This window comes from Nostoc sp. CHAB 5715, assembly GCF_020829685.1.
Lineage (GTDB): Bacteria > Cyanobacteriota > Cyanobacteriia > Cyanobacteriales > Nostocaceae > Nostoc.
On sequence record NZ_JAIVFR010001141.1, the window covers coordinates 1 to 2,144 of the forward strand.

2 pseudogenes are annotated in these 2,144 nt (G+C 40.3%); both read right to left on the reverse strand.

What is annotated here, in order from left to right:
• Window positions 1-1,822 (reverse strand): annotated as a pseudogene (locus LC574_RS36930) (condensation domain-containing protein); the annotation flags it as partial.
• A pseudogene (locus LC574_RS36935) lies at window positions 1,823-2,144 on the reverse strand (hypothetical protein); the annotation flags it as partial.

Here is a 2,144-nt window from a genome sequence, read left to right on the forward strand (position 1 = left end):
GACCGATTCTGTATCGAGATTTTGTCAGAGTTGGAGAAAGAACTAATTTCGCTTGAGCGCCTGTGAAGGTTGAAAAAGGCGATCGCGCCCGGTCTGTTGGTAAATTCAATACAGGTAGCTCACCCTGCAATTTTTGTTTCCAATAAGTCAATAACGGTTGAATGCGTTCGCCATCAAGCCATTTTCGTTGCCAATTGACAAAATCTCGATACTGAATCGGTAATTCAGCAAGTGGTGAGAGTTTGCCTGTTGAGAATGCTTCATATAGTGCAGTTAGTTCTTTAATCAGAATACTGATAGACCAACCATCTGCAATTATATGATGCAGAGTTACCAACAATTGATAATTTCTCTCATTTAATTGTAAAATTTTACTACGCAAAAGCGATTGAGCAGATAAGTCAAATGGCTGTTGTGCGAACTCTGTAGCTAAACGTCGTGCTTCTTGGGTACGCTCATTTTCTGATAAAGAACGCAAATCTTCAACCGCCAAAGTTACGGATACAGCTTGATTTACAACTTGGACGGGTTGTCCATTTTCTACTATAAAGCTTGTGCGTAATACTTCGTGTCGTCTAATAATTTCGTTCAGACTATCTTGTAAAGCTGTGAAGTTAATGCAACCTTTGAAGTTAATAACTATAGGAATATTATATGTAGGAGTATCAGGAGTTAGCTGATTGATAAACCATAATCCCTGCTGAGCAAAAGATAAAGGATGATGTGATGTGTTTTTTTCTTGTTGAATAACGGATAATGATGGGAGTGCATCTGCTGTCATTTGAGCCAGTATTTTGGTGACAAGCGATCGCCCACTCATTCCTTCAAAGAAGTCTGCTACAGATACTTCTATTTCTAAATCAACCTCAATCCGGTTTTTCAACTCAAATACTTTTAAAGAATCAAGTCCCAGAGAGCTTAATGGTTCTTGTGGATTGATATCATCCGGTGCGATGGAAAGTACTCCCGCCAAAAGTTCAATTAAATAAGATTCTAGAATCGGTTGACACTCCTTTGGGGAAAGCGCCAAAAGTTCAGAACGTTGTAATTGAGTTTCGTGTCTAGCAATATCACTAATCTTGAGAATGTCACTGACAACTATATTCAGTTCACCATTCTCAAACTGAGTGCGAGTTGCACGACGTTGAATCTTACCGCTAGAAGTTTTGGGTATACTACCTGGTTTAATTAAAACCACAGCATAAACTTGTACTTCATGTTCTTCAGTGATAGCTTGGCGAATTGCACTAGCTACTTCTGCTAAATTTGGCTTGGCGCGAAACTCTAATTCTTGTACAATAAAGAGCCTTTCTTCATTGTTAACCTCTACTGTAAATGCTGCATTAGCACCAGAACGTAAGGATGGATGACTACACTCTGCGGTTAATTCGATATCTTGCGGGTAAAGATTACGACCGCGAATAATAATTAAATCTTTTGCTCTACCTGTAATGAAAAGCTCACCATTGTCCAAAAAGCCTAAGTCACCAGTCCGTAAAAACGGCCCCTCTTTTGTGTCTTTCAGATAGGCATGGAATGTTTCCTCTGTTTCTTCTGTTCGATTCCAGTAACCCTGACCTACACTGAAGCCAGATACCCAAATTTCCCCAATTTCATCTGATGAACAGCGTGTTAATGTTTCAGGATTAACAATGACAATCTGCTGTTGAGGAATCGTTTCACCACAACTGACAAAGCTTTGGATATCTTGACTTTGGGCAATTGCTTCAGCTATCTGATTCTGTGAAAGTGCAGATTTCTCTACAGTTTTTACTTGAGCTAAAGCTGTTTTGATCCCACCAGAAACTATCAAAGTTGCTTCCTACCCCTGTAGCTCCAGGCACTTACGATGATGCCTTACCAAATAATACGCTGGTAAGGCATCATCGTAAGTGCCTGGAGCTACAGGGGTAGGAAGCAGGGAGATATTGCTCGGATCAGTGCCAGTATTTTTAACTGTGTTAGTGAAGACCACTGGTAATGGGTCAATTGTCTCACCAAAGGTTATGTCAGGATCAACAACCGAAGATTTGTTGCTGAAGTCATCGTTGTTACTAGTTGGGCCAACAGCATCTGGTCTATTTTCCGGACCGTTGAGTAAATCTACAGGAACAGCTTGTTTGAGTGTAAATGTGTTCGCTTCA